This window comes from Micromonospora peucetia (assembly GCF_900091625.1).
GTDB lineage: Bacteria > Actinomycetota > Actinomycetes > Mycobacteriales > Micromonosporaceae > Micromonospora > Micromonospora peucetia.
Map to the genome: position 1 here is coordinate 3,029,319 of NZ_FMIC01000002.1, position 22,824 is coordinate 3,052,142.

Consider the following 22,824-nt stretch of genomic DNA (forward strand, 5'->3'; position numbering starts at 1 on the left):
TGATCTGGCACGCTGGACGCCCGTGCGGACCGAACGGGCTAATGGCGGCGGGCAGGCCGAACGACGGGACCTCAGGGTGATCGTCGGAGCGGCGATCATCAGGGATGGTCGGGTGCTCGCCTGCGCCCGTTCCGCCCCGCCCGAGGTGGCGGGCATGTGGGAGTTCCCCGGCGGCAAGGTGGAGCCGGGCGAGAGCGAGACCGCGGCACTCGCCCGCGAGTGCGCCGAGGAACTGGCCGTACGCGTGGAGATCGGCGACCGGGTGGGCCGCAACGTCCGGATGGCCCACGGCCGCTCGGTGCTCAAGGTGTACGCGGCCCGGCTGCTGCACGGCGATCAGCCGCAGGCCCTGGAACACTCGGCGCTTCGCTGGCTCTCCGCCGACGAACTCGACAGTGTCACCTGGCTCCCCGCCGACGCGCCCATCGTCGCCGCCCTCCGGCCCATCCTGACGGCCTGAGCGGAAGCGGACACCCAGCGTGAAAGGTGACGGGGGCTGCGGCATCAGCCGCGGCCCCCGTCATCGTCTGCGCTGTCAGTGCTTGTCCTGCTCCGGGTGGGCGAAGTTCAGGTGCTCCGGAGGCAGCGGGAAGGTCACGTCGTCGCCGAACGGTGACGGCGCCGCCGCCCGGTCGAACGTGAGCTCCGTCAGCGGCAGCCTGCCGCGGTCGTCGACGGCCGGCGCGGTCGGCCTCGGCACCTCACGGTCCCAGTTGACCCCGCTCTGCGCCTGAACCTCGGCCTGCTGGTCGTGCGAACCGCCCGCGTGCGAGTGCACGCCCCCGTGGGCCGCGCTGCCGCGCACCGCACCGCTGGCGTGCCCGCTGGTCACGATGGTCTGAGGCACCTGACCCCTCCGGAAGATCTTGCTACCAAGCCACACAAGGGGATCGTACCTGCGGTCGACGACCCGTTCCTTCATGGGGATGATCCCGTTGTCCGTGATCTTGATGTGCTCCGGGCAGACCTCGGTGCAGCACTTGGTGATGTTGCAGAATCCGAGGCCCTGCTCGGCCTGTGCGTACTCCTTGCGGTCGGTCTTCGCGTCCAGCGGGTGCATGTCCAGCTCGGCCGCCCGGATGAAGTACCGCGGCCCCGAGAACGCCTGCTTGTTCTCGTCGTGGTCACGGATGACGTGGCAGACGTTCTGGCACAGGAAGCACTCGATGCACTTGCGGAACTCCTGCGAGCGTTCCACGTCGACCTGCTGCATCCGGTAGTCGCCGGGTGCCAGGTCGGCCGGCGGCGCGAACGCCGGCGTCTCCCGGGCCTTCTCGTAGTTGAACGAGACGTCGGTGACCAGGTCCCGGATCACGGGGAAGGTGCGCAGCGGGGTGACCGTGACCGTCTCGTCCTCCGTGAAGGTGGACATCCGGGTCATGCAGCTCAGCCGCGGCTTGCCGTTGATCTCCATCGAGCAGGAGCCGCACTTGCCGGCCTTGCAGTTCCAGCGGCAGGCCAGGTCGGGGGCCTCGGTCGCCTGGAGGCGGTGGATGACGTCGAGGACGACCTCGCCCTCGTTCACCTCGACCGCGTAGTCCTGCAGGTCGCCGCCGGTCTCGTCGCCGCGCCAGATGCGGAACTGGCGCTTCGCGCCCGGCTTGCCGGGGGCCGGGGAGTTCTGGTTACCCATTGCGTCAGCGCTCCTTCTCGGTCTCGACGTCGGCGACGTGGGCGTCGAACTCGGCGAGTTCCTCGTCCGTGAGGTACTTGGCCAGCTCCGCGCGGTCGAAGAGGCCGATCAGCTCCGGGCGCATCTTCGGCAGCGGCTTGCGCTCCAGGCACACCGTGTCGCCGTCGAGCGAGCAGACCAGGTTGACCCGGCGCCACGTCGGGTCCATCGCCGGGTGGTCCTCCCGGGTGTGGCCGCCGCGCGACTCCCGCCGCTCCAGCGCCGCCTTCGCCGTGCACTCCGAGACCACCAGCATGTTGCGCAGGTCGAGCGCCAGGTGCCAGCCCGGGTTGTAACGCCGGCCGCCGCTCGCGCTGACCTTCGCCACCCGCTCCCGCAGCTCCGCCAGCCTGATCAGCGCGTCTTCAAGCTCGCCCTCGCGCCGGATGATGCCCACCATGTCGCCCATGACGACCTGGAGGTCCTGCTGGAGGGTGTACGGGTTCTCGCCGGTGTCCCGCTGCAACGGCGCCAGGGCCGTCTCCACGGCGGCCTCCACGGCGGCGATGCCCACCTTCGGGCGCGCGGGGAGGCTGTCGGCGTACGAGGCGGCGTGTCCGCCCGCGCGCTTGCCGAACACCAGCAGGTCGGACAGGGAGTTGCCGCCGAGCCGGTTGGAGCCGTGCATGCCGCCGGACACCTCGCCCGCCGCGAAGAGCCCCCGCACGTGGCCGAACGCGGCCCCGCTGTCCGGGTCGACCTCGACGCCGCCCATCACGTAGTGACAGGTGGGCCCGACCTCCATCGGCTCCTTGGTGATGTCGACGTCGGCCAGCTCCTTGAACTGGTGGTACATCGACGGCAGGCGGCGGCGGATCTCCTCCGCAGGCTTGCGGGAGGCGATGTCCAGGAAGACGCCGCCCGAGGGGGTGCCCCGCCCGGCCTTGACCTCGCTGTTGATCGCCCGGGCCACCTCGTCGCGCGGCAGCAGCTCCGGCGGGCGCCGGTTGTTGTCCGGGTCGGTGTACCAGCGGTCCGCCTCCTCCTCGGTCTCCGCGTACTGCTTGCGGAAGACGTCGGGGACGTAGTCGAACATGAACCGCTTGCCGTCGGAGTTCTTCAGCACGCCGCCGTCGCCGCGCACGGACTCGGTGACCAGGATGCCCTTCACCGACACCGGCCAGACCATGCCGGTCGGGTGGAACTGGAGGAACTCCATGTTGATCAGCGTCGCGCCGGCCCGCAGCGCCAGCGCGTGCCCGTCACCCGTGTACTCCCAGGAGTTCGAGGTGACCTTGTAGGACCGGCCGACACCGCCGGTCGCCAGCACCACCGACGGCGCCTCGAAGAGGACGAACTCGCCGGACTCCCGGTAGTAGCCGAACGCGCCGGCGACCCGGTCGCCGTCGAGCAGCAGCTCGGTGACGGTGGTCTCGGCGAAGACCTTGATCCGGGCGTCGTACGAGCCGTGGTCCCGCTTGTCCTCCTGCTGGAGGGAGACGATCTTCTGCTGGAGGGTGCGGATCAGCTCCAGGCCGGTCCGGTCGCCGACGTGTGCCAGCCGGGGATACTCGTGGCCACCGAAGTTGCGCTGCGAGATCTTCCCGTCCTTGGTGCGGTCGAAGAGCGCGCCGTACGTCTCCAGCTCCCAGATCCGCTGCGGCGACTCCTTCGCGTGCAGCTCGGCCATCCGGAAGTTGTTGAGGAACTTGCCGCCGCGCATCGTGTCGCGGAAGTGCACCTGCCAGTTGTCCCGGCTGTTCGCGTTCCCCATGGCGGCGGCGGCCCCGCCCTCGGCCATCACCGTGTGCGCCTTGCCGAAGAGCGACTTGGAGATGATCGCGGTCTTCTTGCCGGCGAGCCGGGCCTCGATCGCCGCGCGCAGGCCGGCGCCGCCGGCCCCGATCACGACGACGTCGTAGTGGTGTCGTTCGATTCGCGTGGTGGAGCTCGTCTGGTGGTGAGGATTCGTCATGTCAGGGGGCCCTCTAGTTGATGAACCGCAGGTCGTTGATCCACTCGGCCGCGACCGCCATGACGTAGAAGTCCGTCAGGGCCAGCGTGCCGAGGGTGATCCAGGCGAGCTGCATGTGCCGGACGTTCAGGGCGGAGATGAAGGTCCAGGCCCGGTAGCGCACCGGGTGCTTGGAGAAGTGCTTGAGCCGCCCGCCGATGATGTGCCGGCACGAGTGACAGGAGATCGTGTACGCCCACAGCATGACCACGTTGACGAGCAGGATGATGTTGCCCAGCCCGAAGCCGAAGCCCTTCGGCGAGTGGAAGGCCAGGATCGCGTCCCAGGTGTTGATCAGCGAGATGATCGCGGCGGCGTAGAAGAAGTAGCGGTGCAGGTTCTGGCCGAGCAGCGGGAACCGGGTCTCGCCGCTGTAGGTCTTGTGCCCGTCCGGCACGGCGCAGGCCGGCGGCGACAGCCAGAACGACCGGTAGTACGCCTTGCGGTAGTAGTAGCAGGTGAGCCGGAACAGCAGCAGGAACGGCAGGGTCAGCGCGGCGTCCGGGATGATCCACCAGTCGGGCAGGAACCGTCCGAAGTGTGCGGCCTCCGGCAGGCACCGCTCCGTCACGCACGGGGAGTAGAACGGGGTCAGGTAGTGGAAGTCCTCGACCCAGTAGTAGTCGTGCATGAAGACCCGGACCGTCGCGTACGCGATCCACGCGCTGAGCCCGACCACGGTGATCAGCGGGGCGAGCCACCAGCGGTCGGTACGCAACGTCTTCGCCGCGATGGCGGCGCGCGCCCGCGCGCCCCGCGGCTTGAGGGTCGGCGGCGTGGCCGACGTTGATGTCATTCGAGTCGTCTCCCTGACGGGGCCCGCACACGCGGGCGGATCAAGTTCCGGTCGGCACGCGGACCGGCGAACCCGCACCCGCTTGCCACGTCATGCGCACACCAACGACCGCGCCGACGATACGGCGCAGCTAAGTGACACACGTTACGCCGATCTCCGCGGGCCGTCCGCGCAAGGCAGTGTCCCGTGTGTCCTTGCTGGTGGGAAGCCCTGAACGATGATCGATGTCCGGATGTTAAGAACCTCACCGGACGCCTGTCCCGGGTACGGCAGCGACTCACCCGGAAGCGTCGCCGGCCGGAGTCCGCCGTGGAGGGCGTCAGGGGACGAGATGCTCCGGCCGCAACCACGGTCGCACCTGGCGTGCGAAGTGCGTGGCGTTCCAGTCGTGACCGTGGATGCGCTGGTGAGGGGTGTTCATACCCGTTGCAGAGTCGTTACGCTGTGGCCCGCTGACAGTCCCCGACATGTAGCTTATTTTCACCCTCAGTGCTTTCCTGTAAGTTCTCTTCGTCACTGAGGGAGGCGGTCGTGGACAGGCCGGAGTCGGCGCCGTCCGGGAAACCGGACCGCCCCAGCATGCCGGAGCAGCGCTCCGGCCAGGACCCTTACCTGCGGGTGAGCGACCTGCGGGTCCGCTTCGACACCGAGGACGGCGTGGTGCGCGCCGTCGACGGGGTGTCGTTCGAGGTGGCCCGCGGACGCACCCTCGGTATCGTCGGCGAGTCCGGCTCGGGCAAGAGCGTCACCTCGCTGGCCATCCTCGGGCTGCACAACGGCAAGCGGGCCGGCATCACCGGGGAGATCTCCGTCGGTGGCCGCCAGCTGGTCGGCCTGCCGGACGAGGAGGTACGCCGGCTGCGCGGCCGGGACATGGCAATGATCTTCCAGGACCCGCTGTCGGCGCTGCACCCGTACTACACGGTGGGCAAGCAGATCGTCGAGGCGTACCGGGTGCACCACCCGAAGGCCGGCAAGCGCGAGGCCCGGCAGCGCGCGGTGGACATGCTGGGCCGGGTCGGCATCCCGCAGCCGGCCCGCCGCTTCGACCAGTACCCGCACGAGTTCTCCGGCGGCATGCGGCAGCGGGCGATGATCGCCATGGCGCTGGTCAACGACCCGGACCTGCTGATCGCCGACGAGCCGACCACCGCCCTGGACGTGACGGTGCAGGCGCAGATCCTCGACCTGCTCGCCGACCTCCAGGCCGAGTTCCACTCCGCGATCATCCTGATCACCCACGATCTCGGTGTGGTCAGCCAGGTCGCGGACGAGGTGCTGGTCATGTACGGCGGGCGGGCCGTCGAGCACGGCAGCGTCGAGCAGGTGCTCCGCCGGCCGCAGCACCCGTACACCTGGGGCCTGCTCTCCAGCGTGCCCTCCCTGCACGGCGACGCGGACGCGGACCTGGTGCCGATCAGGGGCAACCCGCCGAGCCTGATCAACCTGCCGTCCGGCTGCGCCTTCCACCCGCGCTGCCGGTACGCCGACCGCAACGGTGACCTGTCCCGCACGGAGGTCCCCGAGCTGCGCCCGGCAGGCGCACCCGGCCACCTGGTGGCCTGTCACCTCTCCGCCGACGACCGGACCCGGCTGTACGCGGAGGACATCGCACACGTGGGAGTGGCCCGGTGAGCGCGAGGAATGCAGTCCAGGCCGACACGGCGCCGGTGCGACCGGCCGGGACCGAGGAGCCGCTGCTGCGGGTGCGCGGGCTGGCCAAGCACTTCCCGGTACGCAACGGTCTGCGGCGCACCGGGCTGGTCCGGGCCGTGGACGGGCTGGACTTCGACGTGCGGCCGGGCGAGACGCTCGGCCTGGTGGGCGAGTCCGGCTGCGGCAAGACGACCACCGGGCGAATGCTGGTGCGTCTGCTGGAGCCGACGGCGGGGAGCATCGAGTTCGCCGGGCGGGACATCACCCACGCGGGTCGCCGTGAGCTGCGTTCGTTGCGGCAGGACCTCCAGATCATCTTCCAGGACCCGTACGCCTCGTTGAACCCCCGGCACACCGTCGGCCGGATCGTGGCGATGCCGTTGCAGGTCAACGGGATCAACCCGCCGGGCGGGGTGAAGAAGCGGGTCCAGGAGCTGCTGGAACTGGTCGGGCTGAACCCGGAGCACTACAACCGCTACCCGCACGAGTTCTCCGGCGGCCAGCGGCAGCGCATCGGCATCGCCCGCGCGCTCGCGCTGCGCCCCAAGCTGATCGTCGCCGACGAGCCGGTCTCCGCCCTGGACGTGTCGATCCAGGCGCAGGTGGTCAACCTGCTGCGCGACCTGCAACGCGATCTCGACCTGGCGTTCGTCTTCATCGCCCACGACCTGGCCGTGGTGCGGCACTTCTGCCAGCGGGTCGCCGTCATGTACCTCGGCAAGGTCGTCGAGATCGGTGACCGGGCCGACATCTACGAACGCCCGCAGCATCCGTACACCCGGGCGCTGCTCTCGGCGATTCCCGACGTCACCCAGCTCGGCGCGGCGGGCCGGATCCGGCTCTCCGGTGACGTCCCGACGCCGCTGGACCCGCCGTCGGGATGCCGCTTCCGCACCCGGTGCTGGAAGGCACAGGAGCGCTGCGCCACCGAGGAGCCGGCACTGGTGTCGCGCGGCGGCGACCAGGCCACCGCCTGCCACTTCCCGGAGACGGGGCCGGTCGGTGACGACGCGCGGCCGGCGGACCTCGGGGCGACCGGGTCCGGTACGACCGCCGAGGAGGTGTCGAAATGAGCCTGTCCCCGGTCGAGGGCACGGCGCTGGCCGAGATCGAGTCCGGCGGTGCCGACGGCGAGCAGAAGACGCTGGTCGGCCGTTCGCCCGGCCAGCTCGTCTGGAGCCGGCTGCGAGGCGACCGCACCGCCCTGGTGAGCGGCGTGGTGCTGGTCTTCTTCGTGCTGCTGGCGGTGGGTGCGCCCCTGGTCCAACGGCTCTACGGGGTGTCGCCGAACCAGCAGTTCGGCGACCTGCTGGACAGCACCGGGATGCCGCTGGGATATGTCGGCGGGATCAGCGGCGACCACTGGTTCGGCCTGGAGCCCGGCCTGGGCCGGGACATCTTCATCCGGATGATCTACGGCATCCGCACCTCGCTGCTGATCGCGCTCGGCGCTGCCCTGATCACCACGACGATCGGCGTGGTCCTCGGGATCATCGCCGGCTACCTCGGCGGGGCGGTGGACGCGGTGATCAGTTGGATCACCGACGTCGCCCTGGCGATGCCGTTCCTGATCTTCGCGCTGGCCGTGGTGCCGACGTTCTCGCTGCGTTTCTACGGACCGCGCGACGAGGTGCCGACCTGGTTCGCGGTCACCACGCTGATCGTGGTCTTCACCGCGTTCGGCTGGACCGGCACCGCCCGGTTGGTCCGGGGGCAGGTGGTGTCGCTGCGCGAACGCGAGTTCGTCGAGGCGGCGAAGGCCAGTGGCGCGGGGCTCGGGCACATGCTCTTCCGGCAGCTGCTGCCGAACATCTGGGCCCCGATCCTGGTGTCGTTCTCGCTGCTGGTGCCCTCGTACGTGACCAGCGAGGCGGCGCTGTCCTTCCTCGGCGTCGGGCTGCCCGAGTCGGTGCCCAGCTTCGGCCGGATGATCTACCGGAGCATCGACTATCTGCAGACCGACGCGGCCTACGTCTTCTTCCCCGGCATCACGATCTTCGCGCTCGTGCTGGCGTTCAACCTCTTCGGCGACGCGTTGCGTGACGCGCTCGACCCGAAGTCGTCACGGTAAGGGGTTCTGCGCATGGTGCGCTTCCTGCTGAAGCGGGTGCTGCTGGCGGTCTCGGTGCTGTTCGCGGTGAGTGTGGTCAGCTTCCTGCTGTTCTTCGCGCTGCCCGCCGACCCGGTGACCGGCATGTGCCCGAAGAACTGCAACGCCGAGCGACTGGAGCGGGTACGCACCGAGCTGGGGCTCAACGATCCCAAGGTGGAGCAGTACGCCAACTACATGAAGGGCATCTTCGTCGGCCGTGACCTGGGCAGTGCCCAGGGCGGCGAGTGCGCGGTGCCCTGCCTCGGCTACTCGTACGTCAACAGCGAGGCGGTCAGCGACACCTTCGCCCGGGTGCTGCCGGTGACGTTGAGCATCGTCCTGCCGGCGGCGGTGCTGTGGCTCGCCATCGGGGTGGGGCTCGGCATGGTCTCCGCCCTGCGGCGGGGTTCGCTGCTGGACCGGATCTCGATCGGCCTCACCCTGACCTTCGCCTCGCTCCAGCTCTACTTCGTCGGCGCGGTGCTGCTGCTGATCTTCGTCTACACCCTGAAGATCCTGCCCACGCCGCGGTACACGCCGCTGTTCGAGAATCCGCTGGAGTGGGCGCGGGGGCTGGTGCTGGCCTGGGTCACCCTGGCGTTGCTCTTCTCCGCGATCTACGCCCGGCTGTCCCGGGCGCAGATGCTGGAGACGCTCTCGGAGGACTACGTGCGCACCGCCCGGGCCAAGGGCATGCCGAAGCGGCAGGTGTACGGGAGGCACGCGCTGCGCGCGGCCATCACGCCGATCGTCACCATCGCCGGTCTCGACGTGGGCACGGCGCTCGGCGGCACGGTGATCACCGAGACCACCTTCGGCATCCAGGGGTTGGGGCGTACGGCGGTGGAGGCGGTCCGGCAGGGCGACCTGCCGACCATCATGGCCACCGTGCTGATCTCCGCGCTGTTCGTGGTCGTCGCCAACATGGTCGTCGACCTGCTCTACGCGTTCATCGACCCCCGGGTGCGTCTCGGCTGACCCGCCACGTCCCGGGTGCCGATCGTTGTGGCCCCGTTATCTGATCGAAATCTACCGACCTGGGAATCTGAGCGAAGCTTTCCTTCATCGGTGATCCGGAGGAGTGAGTATGCGAGCAAGGCGCGTCACCGCCCTGGGCGGTGCGATAGCACTGATGGTCTCCCTCAGTGCGTGCAGCGAGAACACCGGCGACGACACCGGCGGCGTGGACACCACCAAGCCGCGCACCGGTGCCATCGCGACGGACCCCAAGGACTCTCTCGGCCCTGCGCCGGAGGTGTCCGGCGCGGCCAAGGGCGGCACGTTCTACATCCTGCGGGAGAACAAGATCTCCCACATGGACCCGCAGCGGATCTACTCGTTCGCCGGCCTGATGGGGAGCCAGCTCTACGCCCGCTTCCTCACCACGTTCAAGGACGACGGCAAGGGCAACGTCACCCTGGTCGGTGACCTGGCCGAGACCCCCGGCACCAACGTCAACAACGACTGCAAGGTCTGGGAGTTCAAGGTCAAGCAGGGGGTGAAGTTCGAGGACGGCCGGCCGATCACCAGCAAGGAGCTCGCGTACGGCATCGCCCGGTCCTTCGACCCGGACCTCACCGGCGGCCCGACCTACCTGCAGGAGTGGCTGGTCGACAGCCCGCAGTACGACACCAAGTGGGACTTCAAGGCCAACAAGACGTCGCTGCCGCCGGGGCTGACCACGCCGGACGAGCGGACCCTGCGCTTCGAGTTCAACAAGCCCCGCTGTGACCTGCCGTTCGCCGTCTCGCTGCCGGCCACCGCGCCGCTGCCGGCCGACAAGGACACCGGCGTCAACCTGGACAACCAGCCGTTCTCGTCGGGCCCGTACAAGATGACCAAGCACACGCCGGGCGTCGAGATCGTGCTCGAGCGCAACGAGCACTGGGACCCGGCCACCGACGCCGTGCGCCACCAGTACCCGGACAAGTTCATCTGGTCCCTGGGCGCGGACCAGGCCGCCCAGACCAACCGGGTGCTCGCCGGCACCGGCAACGACGCCGCGGCGGTCGCCACCGGCGGTGTCCCGTCGGAGCTGATCGCCAAGGTCACCGGCGACGCCGCGCTCAAGGCGCGGATGATCGTCGCGGCCACGCCTAACGCGTACCGGCTGAGCATCAACACCACCCGGGTCACCGACCTGTCGGTGCGGCAGGCGATCAACCACGCGATCGACCGCACCAGCATCACCAAGAACCTCGGCGGCCCCTACGGCGCCGTGCCGCTGACCACGCTGCTGCCGCCCACCACGCTCGGCTACAAGCAGTTCGACGCGTACCCGGCCGGCGACGGCGGCAACCCGGAGAAGGCCAAGGAACTGCTCGCCGGCAAGACGCAGAACCTGGTGCTGCTCACCTCCGACGTGACCAGCTCCCAGGAGCGGGCGACCCAGATCAAGAACGCGCTGGAGAAGGCCGGCTTCACCGTCACGATCAAGACGATCCCCGAGGACGGCTACCTCGACACGGTGAAGAAGAAGGACAACCCGTACGACCTCTGGGTCGACTCGTGGGCGGCCGACTGGCCCAGCGGCGCCTCGATCCTGCCGGTGCTCTTCGACGGCCGCGGCATCAAGGCCGAGGGCAACAGCAACACCTCCCAGCTCAACAACGACGCGCTCAACGCGGAGTTCGACCGGGTGCTCGCGCTCGACCCGGCCAAGCAGGCCGACGAGTGGAGCAAGATCGACGAGCGGCTGATGAAGGAGTCCGCACCGGCCGTACCGCTCTACACCGAGGTGGTCTCCGTCGCCCACGGCGAGAAGGCCGGCGGCGTCTTCATCGGCAGCATCTTCGGCTGGCCGAGCTTCGTGGACGCCTACGTCAAGCAGTGACACCACCCGTGACCCGGTGACACCCGTACGGTGACACCAGCACGGACCGACCCCCGGCCGACAACGTCGTCGACCGGGGGTCGCCGTGTAGACGGGCCCCGCCCTTCCCCTGCCCCCGCTCCGCCCTCGTCTCGCCCCCGTTCTGCCCCTGCCCCCGCGATTCTTGTAGCCCCGCCCCGCGATCTTGCACTTTGTGCCCTTGATCTGTGCCAGATATCCCTTTAGCTGGGGCAGTAAGTACAAGATCGCCGTGGCGGGGGCGCCGGCGTGGCGGGGTGGGGCGCGTGGGGGCGGCGTGGCGGGGGTGGCGGGGGTGGGGTCAGAGGTGGCGGCGGACGAAGTCCAGTTCGAGCCTGAGCAGGTGTTCCGCCGTACCGCCGGCGGCCATGTGGGTGGCCCCGGTGATCGGGAGCACCGAGTGCGGCCGGCCGGTCGCGAGCAGCGCCGCGGACAGCCGCAGCGTGTGCGCGGCCACCACGTTGTCGTCGACCAGCCCGTGCACCAGCAGCAGCGGCCGGGCCGCCTCCGGACCCGGCACCTGCTCGCCGGCCAGCTCCACCAGTGAGTGGTGCGCGTAGATGTCCGTTCCGTCGTCCGGCAGGCCCAGGTAGCGCTCCGTGTAGGCGGTGTCGTACAGCGCCCAGTCGGTGACCGGTGCCCCGACGATGCCGCACCGGAACAGCTCCGGGTGCCGCAGCACCGCCAGCCCGGCCAGCCAGCCGCCGAACGACCAACCGCGCACCGCCACCCGGCCCAGGTCCAGGTCGGGGTGCTTACCGGCCAGCGCGGTAAGCGCGTCCAACTGGTCCTGCATGACGACGTCGCCCACCCGCCGGTGGATCGCCTTCTCGAAGGAGGGGGCCACGCCCGGCGTACCACGGTTGTCGATGGTGACCACCGCGAAGCCGGCGTCGGCCCACCACTGCCGCTCCAGCCACGCCGCGCGGGCCGCCAGCACCTCCTGGTGCCCAGGCCCGCCGTAGACGTCCAGCAGCACCGGCAGCCGCCGGCCGGTGACGTAGTTGTCCGGATAGAGCACGGCCGTCGGCAGCCGCCGGTCGGTGACCCGCTCCAGCAGCGGCAGCGGTGAATACGGCGGGGTGGCGGCCAGCGAACGCAGCACGGCCACCTCGCGTTCCCCCTGCCACACCGTCCACCGGGTGCCCGGATGGTCGAGCGAGGCGCTCCCCACCACCAGCACGTCCCCGCCCACGGCGGCGGTGTGCCAGCCCGGGTCGGTGGTGATCCGGCGGGCGTCCACGCCGCCACCGATGGTGGTACGCACCCGGAACAGGTGCCGCTCGCTCGGCTCCCCGTCGCTCGCCTCCACCAGCAGGTCGGCCGGGCCGTCGCCGCCGGCCAGCCGCCCCACCACCCGCCGTACGTAGAGCGACGGCGGGGTGAGCAGGGTCCCGTCGGCGAAGAGGCAGCGGGCGTCGTACCCGTCGTGGGCGAGTTCGCCGCCGACCAGCACCCGGCCGTCGGGCAGATGTGCCGGGGTGCCGGGGATCGGCTCCACCCAGCGCGGGTCGGCCAACTCGGCGTGCACCTGGGTCTCGCCGGTGCGCGGGTCGACGGCGAGCACCAGGCCGTGCTGCTGGGAACGGCGCAGCACGGTGATCAGCGGGCCGCCCTCGGCCCAGTGGACGCTGGCCAGGTACGGGTAGGTCTCCCGGTCCCAGTGCACGTCGACCCAGCCGTCGTCGAGGTCCAGCAGGTGCAGGCTCACCTCGGCGTTCGTGCTGCCTGCCCGGGGGTACGCGATCGTGGTCGGCGGGCTCGCCGGGTCGGCGGGGTCGTGCAGGTGCCAGCGTTCCACCCGGGACTCGTCCACCCGGGCGGCCAGCACCGAACGACCGTCCGGCGCCCACCAGTAGCCGCGGAACCGGTGGAACTCCTCGGCCGCGATGTGCTCGGCCAGCCCCCAGGCCACCCCGGAGTCCTCGCCGGCCAGCAGGGTGTCCGTGCCGTCGTCCTCGACCACCCGCAGCTGCCCCCGGTGGACCCCCTCGGCGGCGTCGGTGACGTACGCCAGACGCTGTCCGGTGGGATCGGGCCGAGGGTCGAGCACCGGGCCGACGGTGGCCACCTCGACCACGTCGCCGTGCACCAGGTCGGCCCGGAACAGCCGCCCGGCCAGCGCGAACACCGCCACCCGGCCGGTGCCGTCCAGCGCGTACGAGCCGATGCCGGAGGCGCTCAGCCGCAACCGTTCGCGCAGCGCGCGCTCGCCCGGGCTCAGCGCACCGGCGTCGGCGTCGGCCCCGAGCAGCGCCGCCGGGTCGGCGACCAGCCGCTCCTCGCCGGTCGCCACGTCGAGCAGCCAGAGCGCTTCGGCCGGGTCCTCCGGGCCGGCCGAGCGCAGGAAGACCACCCGGGAGCCGTCGTCGGCCACGGTGACGGCCCGCGGCGCTCCGCGGCTGAACCGGCGGGTGCGGGCGGCCAGCTCCGGAAAGTCCACAGCCCAGATCGTAGAGCGGCGGCCGGGGGTGATGTGGCCGACCTGCGCGGACGCGTCAGGGCCGGCGGAGGAGAACCGCCGGTTAGAGTGACCAGCGTGACGACGCTGCCTGACCGCCGCCTCCTGCTGGTCCACGCGCACCCCGACGACGAGTCCATCGGCACCGGTTCGACGATGGCGCACTATGCCGCCGCCGGCGCCCACGTCACTCTGGTGACCTGCACCCTCGGCGAGGAGGGCGAGATCCACGTGCCGGCGCTGGCCCAGCTCGCCGCGGCCGAGGCCGACCAGCTCGGCGGCTGGCGGATCGCCGAGCTGAGTGCCGCCTGCGCCGCGCTCGGCGTCACCGACCACCGCTTCCTCGGCGGCGCCGGCCGCTACCGCGACTCCGGCATGATGGGCCTCGCCACCAACGAGCACCCCCGGGCCTTCTGGCAGGCCGACCTCGACGAGGCCGCCGGGCACCTGGTGGAGATCATGCGGGAGGTACGCCCGCAGGTCATGGTCACGTACGACGACAACGGCTTCTACGGGCACCCGGACCACATCCAGGCGCACCGGGTGGCGATGCGCGCGTACGAGCTGGCCCGCGCGGAGGGCTTCGCCCCGGCGAAGATCTATTGGACCGCGATGCCGCTCAGCGTGCTGGAGGCCGGCCTGACCCACTTCGCCGAGTCGTCGGACAATCCCTTCGCCGGCATCCAGGAAATCTCGGAGCTGCCCTTCGGCACCCCGGACCCGCAGATTGCCGCCCGGATCGACGCCACCGAGCAGCACGCCGCCAAGGAGACGGCGATGCGCGCGCACGCCACCCAGATCCCCGACGCCTCCTGGCTCTACTCGATCGCCGGCAGCTTCGGCAGCGAGTTCATGGGCGTGGAGTACTACACCCTCGCGGTGGGGGAGAAGGGGCCGGGCGTCGGCCCGTACGGCTGGGAGAACGACCTCTTCGCCGGGCTCGACGTCGCCGACGGCCCGGACCGGTCCCCGGTCGCGGCGGCCGGTCACCGGTGACACTGCCGGTCGCGTCGATGTCGGCCGTCCCGGAGGAGACCGTCCCGCCGCCGCCGTCCGGACAGTCCCGGCGGCTGCTCGACCTCGCCCTGCGGGTGGCCGGTGGGCTGGTCGCCGTCCTCGCGGGGACGCTCACCGCGGTGCTGGAGCTGCTGCTGGCCACGCTCCGGGTCGGCGGGCAGCTGATCGGCGTCTCGGTGCTCATCGCCATCGGCGCGAACATCGCGCTGAGCTGGTTCGCGCACGCGACGGTCGGCCGCCGCTGGGCGGTGGCGCTGCCAGCGACGCCCTGGTTCGTACTGATGGCGGTCGCGGCGGTCCGTACCGCCGAGGGGGACCTGCTGGTCTCCGGCGACAACTGGGTCGGCCTGGCGATGATCGTGGCCGGCGCGATGACCTTCGCGGTGATGGGCTTCCGGCAGGTCCTGGCACCGCCACCCGTCCGGTCGGGGGACTGACGACGCACAGGTTCCGGTGGTAGACATTCCAGCCAGGAAGCCCGCCAGCCCGGCGGGCGGTACGGCGGGAGGCGTGCGATGAGTGAGCGGTGGCGCGCGATCGGGGTCCTCGCGGTCGCGTTGTTCTCGGTCAACGTGGTTGCCCGGCTGATCACCCGGTTCGGCTTCGACGGCGACGACACGGCCGCCGCCGACCGGGTGTCGCTGGGGATGTTCGTGGTGGTCGGGCTGGCCCTGGCCGCGGTCGCTTTCATCTGGGGGAAGCGCCGGCCGGTCGCCGCCTGGGGAGCGGACCTGGCCGCCGCGGTCGGGATCGCGCTGCTGTTCACGGTGCTGGTCGGGCCGCTGCTGGTCGGCGACAACCCGTTCGGCGGGGGCGCGGGCACCTTCTTCGCCCAGATCTGGCTCTACCTCGCGGCGGCCGGCGTCGGCGTGCTGCTCGGCTTCCTGCTCCTCACGGCGCTCGGCCTGGATCACCGCTCGCAGTCCCTCAAGCGGTACGCCGAACTCAGGGCCACCAAGCCCCGCCGCATAGTCCGCCGCTAACCACCCCCACCCCCACCCCACCCCCACCCCCCCCATCCCTCCCGCCCTCCCCGCCCCTGCGCCCGCGATCTTGCACTTTGTGCCCAGGCATTGCGGCGAATGTCGGCTTTGTCGGGGCACAAAGTGCAAGATCGCCGAGGCCGAGCGCCGAGCGGAGCGCCGGGCCGAGCGCCGAGCGGAGCGCCGGGCCGAGCGCCGAGACGAGCCGAGCGGGCGGGGTGCGGGCGGGAGCGGGGCCGGCGCGTCAGTGACAGCCCAACCAGCGGTGATCAGGACGCCATGGACCCTAAAACGGCCGGATAACGTCCATGCCGTCCTGATCACCGGGGCGGCGCGCGGAGCGGACCCCGAGCGGGCGGGCGGAAGCGGGGGTGGGGCCGGGCGCGGCCAGGTGCGGGCGCGGCGGGGGCGGGGCCGGGCGCGGGCCGGTGCGGGCGCGGCGGGGGCGGGCGCGCAGCGGGCGGGGCGTGCGGTGGGCGGGGTGGCCGGGTGGCGGGTGTGGCGGGCTGGACGGCGGTCAGTGCGGGGCGATGCGGGTGAGGTAGGTGTGGTGGGTGGTGAAGCCGAGGGCGCGGTAGAGAGCTACGGCCGGAGTGTTGCGCTGCTCGACCTGGAGGAAGGCGTGCGAGGCGCCGGCCGCGACGCCCCAGTCGGCGAGCGCGCGGATGATCCGTCCGGCCAGGCCCTGCCGTCTCGCCTCGGGCAGCACCTCGATCAGGCTGAGCCCGAGCCAGCGTCCCTGCCCGGTGACCGTGCCCCGGCCGATGGCGAGCAGCGTGCCGTCGGCGTACACGTGGGCGAAACAGACCTGGTCCACGGCGGTGAGCACGTGCCGGGCGGCGTCCGGCAGGCCGCCCTTGCGGCCGGCGGCGACGGTGAGCCAGTCGTCCGACGGCGCGGCGGTCAGCTCGACCGGCGTTGGGCCGTCGCGTTCCGGCACGGCCGGCGGTGCGGTCTGCGTAAGCACGGCCGGCGGTGCGGTCTGCGTAAGCGTGGCCGGCGATGCGGTCTGCGCTGGCACGGCCGGCGGTGCGGTCTGTACGAGCGCGGCCAGCGGCACGGTCTGCACCAGTACGGGCGGCCCGCTGTCCCAGCCGCGGGCGTCCAGTTCCGCGCCGACCGGGTTGGCGAGGGGCAACGGGGTGTTGACCATCGGCGGTTGGCCGAGGTCGGCGTACCAGCGCTCCACCGCGTCGAGTGCGGCGGGCAGGGGGCGGTCCGGGTCGCCCACGGGCAGCGCCGAGTTGGCCCGGCCGGTCCAACCGTCGGCGGCGCGCAGCAGCCAGCCGCCGAGCCGGTCCCGGACGGCGGCGGGCCAGGCCTCGTCGGCGGCCAGTTCCAGCTCGACCACCGCCGCGGCGGTGGGCCGGCGGGTCGGCGGCACCCGCTTGGCCCGGTGCACCTCGGCCACCGGGACCCGGAGCCGGCCCTGCGCGGTGGCGACGGTGAGATGGGTTTCGCTCAGCTCCACCAGCTCGCCGAGGGCGTCCGAGAAGAGCGGCCGACCTTCGCGAATCCCCACGATTCGGCGCACCACTATCCGATGTCCCACATCCTGCTGTCGGAGCACGATCGACCCCCTCCCCGGCGAGATACTAGGCTCTAACCGTCGCGGGTGATCGCGGCGTGTCTTGCGGAGGAGAAGACCGGTGACCTACATCATCGCCGAACCGTGCGTGGATGTGCTCGACAAGGCTTGCATCGAGGAATGCCCGGTTGACTGCATTTACGAGGGCAACCGGATGCTCTACATCCACCCCGACGAGTGTGTCGACTGCGGTGCCTGTGAGCCGGTCTGCCCGGTCGAGGCGATCTTCTACGAGGACGACGTCCCCGAGCAGTGGAAGGACTACACCGGCGCCAACTACGAGTTCTTCGAGGAGTTGGGCTCGCCCGGCGGTGCCTCGAAGATCGGCAAGGTGGAGAAGGACGCGACCTTCGTCGCCGCGCAGCCGCCGCGCGGCGAGGGCCACTGAACCGGCCCGCGCCGGTCTCGTCACGGCTGCCCGAGTTCACCTGGGACGCTCTGGAGGCCGCGGCCGCACTGGCCGCGGCGCATCCTGAGGGGCTGATCAACCTCTCCATGGGTACGCCGGTCGACCCGGTGCCCGAGGTGATCCGGCGGGCGCTGGCCGACGCGTCCGACGCTCCGGGCTACCCGCTGACCGCCGGCGCCCCGGTGCTGCGGGAGACGATCGCGGCGTGGGTCGCGCGGGCCTGCGGTGCCGGCGTCGACGGCCTCGGCGTGCTGCCGACGATCGGCTCCAAGGAACTGGTCGCCTGGCTGCCGACCCTGCTCGGGATCGGCCCCGGGGACGTCGTCGTGGTGCCGTCGGTCGCCTACCCGACCTATGAGGACGGGGCCCGGCTCGCCGGTGCCACCGTCGTCCGCGCCGACTCGCTGACCGCCGTCGGCCCCACCCCCCGGGTGCGCCTGGTCTGGGTCAACTCCCCGGGCAACCCGACGGGCCGGGTGCTGCCGGCGGCCCACCTGCGCAAGGTGGTCGACTGGGCCCGGGAGCGCGGCGCGGTGGTCGCCAGCGACGAGTGCTACCTGCCGCTGGGCTGGTCCGCCGAGCCCGTGTCGGTGCTCTCGCCCGAGGTCTGCGGCGGATCGTACGACGGTGTGCTGGCCGTGCACTCGCTCTCCAAGCGGTCCAACCTGGCCGGCTACCGGGCGGGCTTCGTGGCGGGTGATCCGGCGCTGGTGGCGGAGCTGCTCAAGGTCCGCAAGCACGCCGGGATGATCGTGCCGGCGCCGGTGCAGGCGGCGATGGTGGCCGCGTTGCGCGACGAGCGGCACGCCGACGAGCAGCGGGAGCGCTACCGGGCCAGGCGGGACGCCCTGCATGCCGCGTTCACCGGCGCGGGCTTCTCCGTCGAGCACTCCGAGGCCGGGCTCTACCTCTGGCTGACCCGGGGTGAGGACTGCTGGGAGACGGTCGACTGGCTGGCCCGGCGGGGCATCCTGGCCGCTGCGGGCACCCTCTACGGGCCGGGTGGCCGGCAGCACGTCCGGGTGGCGCTGACCGAGTCCGACGAGCAGGTGGCGGCGGTCGCCGGCCGGCTGCGCGCCTGAGCACCCGCCGGCCGGCTGCGCGCCGGAGCGACCGGCGGGCGGGTGTCGCCGGGGGCCGGTGGGCCGCACCCGTCCGAGGCCGACCCGATCCATCCAACCGACTTGCTTCGATGGGTCGGGGGCTGGCGATCCGGTCCTCGGGCGATAGTGTGCACCGGCGTGCGTAGGGCCGACGCGGTGTGCGGCCGGCCGGCCGAGGGCATGGGGAGTGCGGCGTTGGACGGTGGCGGCGAGAGGATCCGTGGCGGGCGGCCGGTGATCGGGTTCCTCGGGCCCGAGGGCACCTTCACCCATCAGGGGGCGCGACTCCTGCACGGGACAGCCGCCGACCTGCGGGCCGACGGGAGCATCCCGGCCGTGATCGCCGGGGTCGCCGAGGGCCGCTACGACTTCGGCGTCGTCCCGATCGAGAACACGGTCGAGGGCATCGTGACGGCGAGCCTGGACGGGATCGTCTTCCGTGCCGACCCGGTGCTGATCATGCGGGAGGCCTCCGTCCGGATCACTTTCGACGCGTACGTGTCGGTGGCGGCCGACACCCCGCCCACGGCGGTCGGCAGCCACCCGCACGGGCTCGCCCAGTGCACGCGGTACGTCAGTCGCACCGGCCTGCCGGTGGAGCACTTCCCGAGCACCGCCGCCGCGGTCCGGGCCGCCGCGGAGCGACCGGGGCTGATCGCCATCGGCGCCCCCGGCCTCGACGAGGCGTACCCCGTGCGGGTCCACGGCCGTGCGGTCGAGGACCATCCCGGCGCGTACACCCGGTTCGTCTGCCTCGGCCTGGCCGGCGGGTCGGAGCCGCTGGCCGTGGACGCCGACGGGTTGACCTGGAAGACGAGCGTCGCGCTGACGCCGGGCTGGTCCCGTCCGGGAGCGCTCGCCGAACTCTGCACGCAGTTCGCCGACCGGGGAATCGACATCGTCTCGCTGGCCTCCCGTCCGTTGCCCGGCTTCGCCGGGAGGTACGTCTTCGTCGTCACGGTCGACCACGACCGCCGCTCGGCCAACCTCGCCCGGGCGATCCGGAGCCTGATGCACCAGGGCATCCGGGTGAAGCACCTGGGCAGCTACCTCTCGGACCACACCACCGCCGGCGTGGATGCCCGTCGAGCGCTGGTGCCGCCGCCCGGCAGCCTCGGGCTGGCTCATCTCGACGAGATCACGCAGGTTTTCCCGGGCAGCCTGCGGGCGGTCTGACATGCGCTATCTCCACCCCCTGCTGCGGGACCGCAACATCGACGGGGTACGGCAGGCGTCGCTGGCCACGGCCGCCGTGATCTTCGGCGTGCTCAATGTGATCGTCCTACAGAACGCCGACCTGCGGGACGTGCAGACCAAGGCGGCCACCGTGCTGCTCTCGGCGCTCAGCCTCGCCGTCCTCGCGGGCCTCGTGCAGAGGCTGTTCCTGATGATCTGGGCGCAGCCGGTGCTCGGCGAGTGGATCTACAGGTCGTCCTCGGGCAACTGGGGCCTGGCCCGCATCGACCTGCGCGGTGGCGAGTTGTCCTATTCGGTGCAGCTCTACCGGACCGAGCAGGACGCCCAGGCGGCGGTCCGGGGCGAGCCGGGCTTCGTGACCCGCTGCTTCGCCACGGTCTCCTCGGTCGGGGTGACGTACGAGAAGGGCCAGGTCGAGTTGATCTACAAGATCAGCGACGCGCACGAGGACTACGCCACCCGCAGCGGCATGCTGACGCTCCGGCCGCTTCGCGCGGGCGCGATGAAGGGGTACTGGAAAAGCGATATCCTCGGCGCCGAATCGAGTCGGGGCGTCCTCGACATGTACCGACCGAACCGCCGAGGTGCGTGATGGTGGACAGTCCCCGTGGGCAGCCCCGGGTCGCCGTGGTGGGCACCGGCCTGATCGGCGGGTCGATCCTGCTCCGGCTGCACGAGGCGGGGCTGGACGTCGTCGGCTGGGACCCGGACCGGGCCACCCGGGCGGACGGGCGCGAACGCGGCGTGCCGTTCCCCGACGACCTGGGCGAGGCGGTCCGTGACCGCGACGTCGTGTTCCTCTGCGGCCCGCTGCCGAGCCTGCCGGAGACCCTGCTCACCGTCGCGAAGCACGCCGGTGACGGCTGCGTCCTCACCGATGTGGGCAGCACGAAGGGCGCGGTGGCCGCCTTCGCCGTCGCCCACGGGCTGACCGACCGGTTCGTCCCGGGCCATCCGATGGCAGGCACCGAGCGGTCGGGGCTCACCGCCGCCGTGCCGGCGCTCTTCGAGGGGGCCGCGTGGGTGCTCTGCCCGGCGGTCGAGGGCATCGGGCCGTTCCGGATGCTGTCAGGGCTCATCGTCGACGCCTTCGCCGCCCGGGTGGTGCCGATGTCGCCGGCGGTGCACGACTCGGTGGTGGCGCTCTCATCCCACGTTCCCCACCTGCTTGCCGGCAGCCTCGCCGGCGCGGTGGCGGGGGCGGACGTCCGGGACGCCGTGCTGGGCCTCGCCGCGGGCAGCTTCCGGGACGGCACCCGGGTCGCCGGCACCCCGGCCAGGCGTACGGCCGACATGCTGTTCGACAACCGCGAGCAGGTGCTGCGGCAGCTCGGCCAGGTCAGCGCGTTCCTCGACGGGCTGGCGTCCGCGTTGCACAGCCAGGACATCGACGCCCTGGTCGCCCTCTTCCAGCGGGCGCGGGACCTGCGTACCGCACTTCTCGACCGGGACCTGGTCGCCCACCGGCGGGAGTTCCCCGCCGGTGGCGACCACCGTGCCGAGGTGGCATACCTGATGCAGTTGGGGGCCGACGGCGGCTACCTCACCGGGTGCCGGGTCGACGGCGACCTGGTGGGTTACACGGGCCACCTGCCGGAGCCGGTCGACGCGACCTGAGCCCGAGGGTGGGCGGCACCTGGGGGCGGCGCTGGGCGGCACCTGGGGGCGGCCCGCCGGCCGCACCGGTCGACCCGCACCTGCGGCGGGCGGCCGGGTGGGCCACTAGGGTGAGGGCATGGTGGACGGGCCGGTGGTGGCGGTACGCGGCGAGGCGTACCGGGAGGTCGCTCCGGAGATCGCCCGGTTCGCGGTGACCGTCACGGCCCGCGACCGGGACCGGGAGGCCACCCTGACCCGGCTGGCCGAGCGGGCCGCCGCCGTCCGGGTGCTGCTCGACGGCGAGGGCCCTGCCATCGACCGGCGGGAGACCGGCGAACTACGGGTCAGGCCCGAGACCCGGCGCTCCGGCGAGCGGGTGGTGGCGTACAGCGGCAGCGTGACCACCACCGTGACGGTCAGCGACTTCACCGCGCTCGGCGAGCTGATGTTGCGCCTGGCCGACCAGGACCAGGTCGAGGTGGCCGGGCCGTGGTGGTCGCTGCGCCCGGACAGCCCGGCCCACCGGGAGGCCAGGCACGCCGCGCTCGCCGACGCCCTGCTGCGCGCCCGGGAGTACGCGGAGGCACTCGGCGCCCGGGTGACGGCCCTGATCGAGCTGGCCGACGCTGGCGCGGCGGAGCAGCCGATGATGAGCCGGATGGCGTACGCCTTCGACGGTGCCGCCGAGGGTGGCACGCCGGAGCTGGAACTCGATCCGCAGCCGCAGACCGTGCACGCCGCGGTGCAGGCGCGGTTCGCCATCAGTGAGCCGGTCCTCGGCTGATGGTGACCGTCCGGGTCGTCGAGATCGACGAGCTGGTGGCACGGGCGCGGGCCCTCGCCGAGGCCGGCCCGCGGCAGTTGCTCGGCATCGTCGGGCCGCCCGGTGCGGGTAAGTCCACGCTGGCGGAGCAGATCGTCGAGGCGGTCGGTCCGACCGCCCGGCTGGTGCCGATGGACGGTTTCCACCTGGCCGGGGCCGAGCTGCGCCGGCTGGGCCGGGCGGAACGCAAGGGCGCCCTGGACACCTTCGACGCCAACGGCTACGTCTCGCTGCTGCGTCGCCTGCGTCGGCTGGAGCCGACGGCGGTCTACGCGCCGGCGTTCCGCCGGGACCTGGAGGAACCGGTGGCCGGCTCGATCGAGGTGCCGCCCTCGGTGCGGCTGGTGGTCACCGAGGGCAACTACCTGCTGGTGACCGGGACACCCTGGGACGAGGTGCGGCAGTTGCTGCACGAGGCGTGGTTCCTCGACCTGGACGCCGAGCTGCGGCTGCGCCGGCTGACCGCCCGGCACGAGGCGTACGGGCGGTCACCGGAGCAGGCCCGGGCGTGGGCGACCGGTAGCGACGAGACCAACGCCACCCTGGTGGCCGACACCGTGGACCGCGCCGACCTGGTCGTCCGGCTCGCCGAGCCGCCGCCGTCCTGACAGGGCAGGTTGCCC

The 22,824-nt window shown here is 71.9% G+C and carries 21 protein-coding genes; 16 read left to right on the plus strand and 5 right to left on the minus strand.

What is annotated here, in order from left to right:
- Positions 1-22 precede the first annotated feature (22 nt).
- Positions 23-460, plus strand: coding sequence for a (deoxy)nucleoside triphosphate pyrophosphohydrolase (locus GA0070608_RS14295; RefSeq protein WP_091628082.1), 438 nt, complete (start codon positions 23-25; stop codon positions 458-460).
- Positions 461-535: 75 nt separating this feature from the next.
- Here the strand turns inward: GA0070608_RS14295 and GA0070608_RS14300 are convergent, their stop codons facing one another.
- From GA0070608_RS14300 to GA0070608_RS14310, 3 genes are read right to left on the minus strand one after another with little or no spacing between them, the layout of a single operon-like run.
- On the minus strand, positions 536-1,633 hold the full coding sequence (locus GA0070608_RS14300; protein WP_091628085.1) for a succinate dehydrogenase/fumarate reductase iron-sulfur subunit: 1,098 nt from the start codon (positions 1,631-1,633) through the stop codon (positions 536-538).
- Positions 1,634-1,637: 4 nt separating this feature from the next.
- Positions 1,638-3,587, minus strand: coding sequence for a fumarate reductase/succinate dehydrogenase flavoprotein subunit (locus GA0070608_RS14305; protein WP_091628087.1), 1,950 nt, complete (start codon positions 3,585-3,587; stop codon positions 1,638-1,640).
- A gap of 13 nt (positions 3,588-3,600) precedes the next feature.
- Positions 3,601-4,422, minus strand: a complete 822-nt coding sequence (locus GA0070608_RS14310; RefSeq protein ID WP_091628090.1) for a hypothetical protein — start codon at positions 4,420-4,422, stop codon at positions 3,601-3,603.
- A 579-nt stretch (positions 4,423-5,001) separates the two neighbouring features.
- On the opposite strand from GA0070608_RS14310, the gene GA0070608_RS14315 reads away from it, so the two are divergent.
- The 5 genes from GA0070608_RS14315 to GA0070608_RS14335 all read left to right on the plus strand — a co-directional run bounded on the left by GA0070608_RS14315 (position 5,002) and on the right by GA0070608_RS14335 (position 11,003).
- A complete protein-coding gene (locus GA0070608_RS14315; RefSeq protein WP_091628092.1) occupies positions 5,002-6,057 on the plus strand; it encodes an ABC transporter ATP-binding protein in 1,056 nt (351 codons plus the stop codon).
- On the plus strand, positions 6,054-7,151 hold the full coding sequence (locus GA0070608_RS14320; protein ID WP_245715788.1) for an ABC transporter ATP-binding protein: 1,098 nt from the start codon (positions 6,054-6,056) through the stop codon (positions 7,149-7,151). Before GA0070608_RS14315 ends, GA0070608_RS14320 begins: the two co-directional genes overlap by 4 nt.
- On the plus strand, positions 7,148-8,149 hold the full coding sequence (locus GA0070608_RS14325; RefSeq protein ID WP_091628094.1) for an ABC transporter permease: 1,002 nt from the start codon (positions 7,148-7,150) through the stop codon (positions 8,147-8,149). The genes GA0070608_RS14320 and GA0070608_RS14325 overlap by 4 nt, the downstream gene beginning before the upstream one ends.
- Before the next feature lie 12 nt (positions 8,150-8,161).
- Entirely contained in the window at positions 8,162-9,148 is a 987-nt protein-coding gene (locus GA0070608_RS14330) for an ABC transporter permease (RefSeq protein ID WP_091628097.1), read from the plus strand.
- Positions 9,149-9,257: 109 nt separating this feature from the next.
- Complete coding sequence (locus GA0070608_RS14335; RefSeq protein ID WP_091628102.1) at positions 9,258-11,003, plus strand: ABC transporter substrate-binding protein; 1,746 nt, start codon at positions 9,258-9,260, stop codon at positions 11,001-11,003.
- A 319-nt stretch (positions 11,004-11,322) separates the two neighbouring features.
- On the opposite strand, the gene GA0070608_RS14340 is transcribed toward GA0070608_RS14335, so the two are convergent.
- On the minus strand, positions 11,323-13,464 hold the full coding sequence (locus GA0070608_RS14340; protein WP_091628105.1) for a S9 family peptidase: 2,142 nt from the start codon (positions 13,462-13,464) through the stop codon (positions 11,323-11,325).
- Positions 13,465-13,551: 87 nt separating this feature from the next.
- Between GA0070608_RS14340 and mshB the strand changes: the two genes are divergently transcribed.
- From mshB to GA0070608_RS14355, 3 genes are all read left to right on the plus strand, one after another.
- The gene (gene mshB, locus GA0070608_RS14345) at positions 13,552-14,478 is read left to right on the plus strand and encodes an N-acetyl-1-D-myo-inositol-2-amino-2-deoxy-alpha-D-glucopyranoside deacetylase (RefSeq protein WP_091628107.1); all 927 of its coding nucleotides are present in this window, start codon (positions 13,552-13,554) and stop codon (positions 14,476-14,478) included.
- A gap of 17 nt (positions 14,479-14,495) precedes the next feature.
- A complete protein-coding gene (locus tag GA0070608_RS14350) occupies positions 14,496-14,936 on the plus strand; it encodes a hypothetical protein (protein ID WP_425413230.1) in 441 nt (146 codons plus the stop codon).
- A gap of 78 nt (positions 14,937-15,014) precedes the next feature.
- A complete protein-coding gene (locus GA0070608_RS14355) occupies positions 15,015-15,482 on the plus strand; it encodes a hypothetical protein (RefSeq protein ID WP_091628109.1) in 468 nt (155 codons plus the stop codon).
- A gap of 517 nt (positions 15,483-15,999) precedes the next feature.
- Here GA0070608_RS14355 and GA0070608_RS14360 read toward each other — a convergent pair.
- Positions 16,000-17,052, minus strand: a complete 1,053-nt coding sequence (locus tag GA0070608_RS14360; RefSeq protein ID WP_091628112.1) for a GNAT family N-acetyltransferase — start codon at positions 17,050-17,052, stop codon at positions 16,000-16,002.
- 79 nt (positions 17,053-17,131) lie between these two features.
- Between GA0070608_RS14360 and fdxA the strand changes: the two genes are divergently transcribed.
- From fdxA to GA0070608_RS14395, 7 genes are all read left to right on the plus strand, one after another.
- A complete protein-coding gene (gene fdxA, locus GA0070608_RS14365; protein ID WP_091422126.1) occupies positions 17,132-17,458 on the plus strand; it encodes a ferredoxin in 327 nt (108 codons plus the stop codon).
- A complete protein-coding gene (gene dapC / locus GA0070608_RS14370; RefSeq protein ID WP_281186180.1) occupies positions 17,455-18,561 on the plus strand; it encodes a succinyldiaminopimelate transaminase in 1,107 nt (368 codons plus the stop codon). Before fdxA ends, dapC begins: the two co-directional genes overlap by 4 nt.
- Positions 18,562-18,720: 159 nt before the next feature.
- Positions 18,721-19,758 (plus strand): prephenate dehydratase, encoded by a 1,038-nt coding sequence (locus GA0070608_RS14375; RefSeq protein WP_141719468.1) that lies wholly within the window; start codon positions 18,721-18,723, stop codon positions 19,756-19,758.
- Between the two features lies 1 nt (position 19,759).
- Complete coding sequence (locus GA0070608_RS14380; protein ID WP_091628119.1) at positions 19,760-20,371, plus strand: hypothetical protein; 612 nt, start codon at positions 19,760-19,762, stop codon at positions 20,369-20,371.
- A 2-nt stretch (positions 20,372-20,373) separates the two neighbouring features.
- Complete coding sequence (locus tag GA0070608_RS14385; protein ID WP_411970704.1) at positions 20,374-21,396, plus strand: prephenate dehydrogenase; 1,023 nt, start codon at positions 20,374-20,376, stop codon at positions 21,394-21,396.
- A 118-nt stretch (positions 21,397-21,514) separates the two neighbouring features.
- Positions 21,515-22,162 carry an SIMPL domain-containing protein gene (locus GA0070608_RS14390; protein WP_091628123.1) on the plus strand — a complete coding sequence of 216 codons (648 nt, stop codon included), beginning with the start codon at positions 21,515-21,517 and terminating at the stop codon, positions 22,160-22,162.
- Positions 22,162-22,809 (plus strand): nucleoside/nucleotide kinase family protein, encoded by a 648-nt coding sequence (locus tag GA0070608_RS14395; protein WP_091628125.1) that lies wholly within the window; start codon positions 22,162-22,164, stop codon positions 22,807-22,809. The genes GA0070608_RS14390 and GA0070608_RS14395 overlap by 1 nt, the downstream gene beginning before the upstream one ends.
- Positions 22,810-22,824: the final 15 nt, after the last annotated feature.

Coding starts and splice junctions, on each gene's coding strand:
- GA0070608_RS14300 (WP_091628085.1), bottom strand. CDS start 1,633: ATGGGTAACCAGAACTCCCCGGCCCCCGGCAAGCCGGGCGCGAAGCGC.
- GA0070608_RS14305 (WP_091628087.1), bottom strand. CDS start 3,587: ATGACGAATCCTCACCACCAGACGAGCTCCACCACGCGAATCGAACGA.
- GA0070608_RS14310 (WP_091628090.1), bottom strand. CDS start 4,422: ATGACATCAACGTCGGCCACGCCGCCGACCCTCAAGCCGCGGGGCGCG.
- GA0070608_RS14315 (WP_091628092.1), top strand. CDS start 5,002: ATGCCGGAGCAGCGCTCCGGCCAGGACCCTTACCTGCGGGTGAGCGAC.
- GA0070608_RS14325 (WP_091628094.1), top strand. CDS start 7,148: ATGAGCCTGTCCCCGGTCGAGGGCACGGCGCTGGCCGAGATCGAGTCC.
- GA0070608_RS14330 (WP_091628097.1), top strand. CDS start 8,162: ATGGTGCGCTTCCTGCTGAAGCGGGTGCTGCTGGCGGTCTCGGTGCTG.
- GA0070608_RS14335 (WP_091628102.1), top strand. CDS start 9,258: ATGCGAGCAAGGCGCGTCACCGCCCTGGGCGGTGCGATAGCACTGATG.
- GA0070608_RS14350 (WP_425413230.1), top strand. CDS start 14,496: ATGTCGGCCGTCCCGGAGGAGACCGTCCCGCCGCCGCCGTCCGGACAG.
- GA0070608_RS14355 (WP_091628109.1), top strand. CDS start 15,015: ATGAGTGAGCGGTGGCGCGCGATCGGGGTCCTCGCGGTCGCGTTGTTC.
- GA0070608_RS14380 (WP_091628119.1), top strand. CDS start 19,760: ATGCGCTATCTCCACCCCCTGCTGCGGGACCGCAACATCGACGGGGTA.
- GA0070608_RS14390 (WP_091628123.1), top strand. CDS start 21,515: ATGGTGGACGGGCCGGTGGTGGCGGTACGCGGCGAGGCGTACCGGGAG.
- GA0070608_RS14395 (WP_091628125.1), top strand. CDS start 22,162: ATGGTGACCGTCCGGGTCGTCGAGATCGACGAGCTGGTGGCACGGGCG.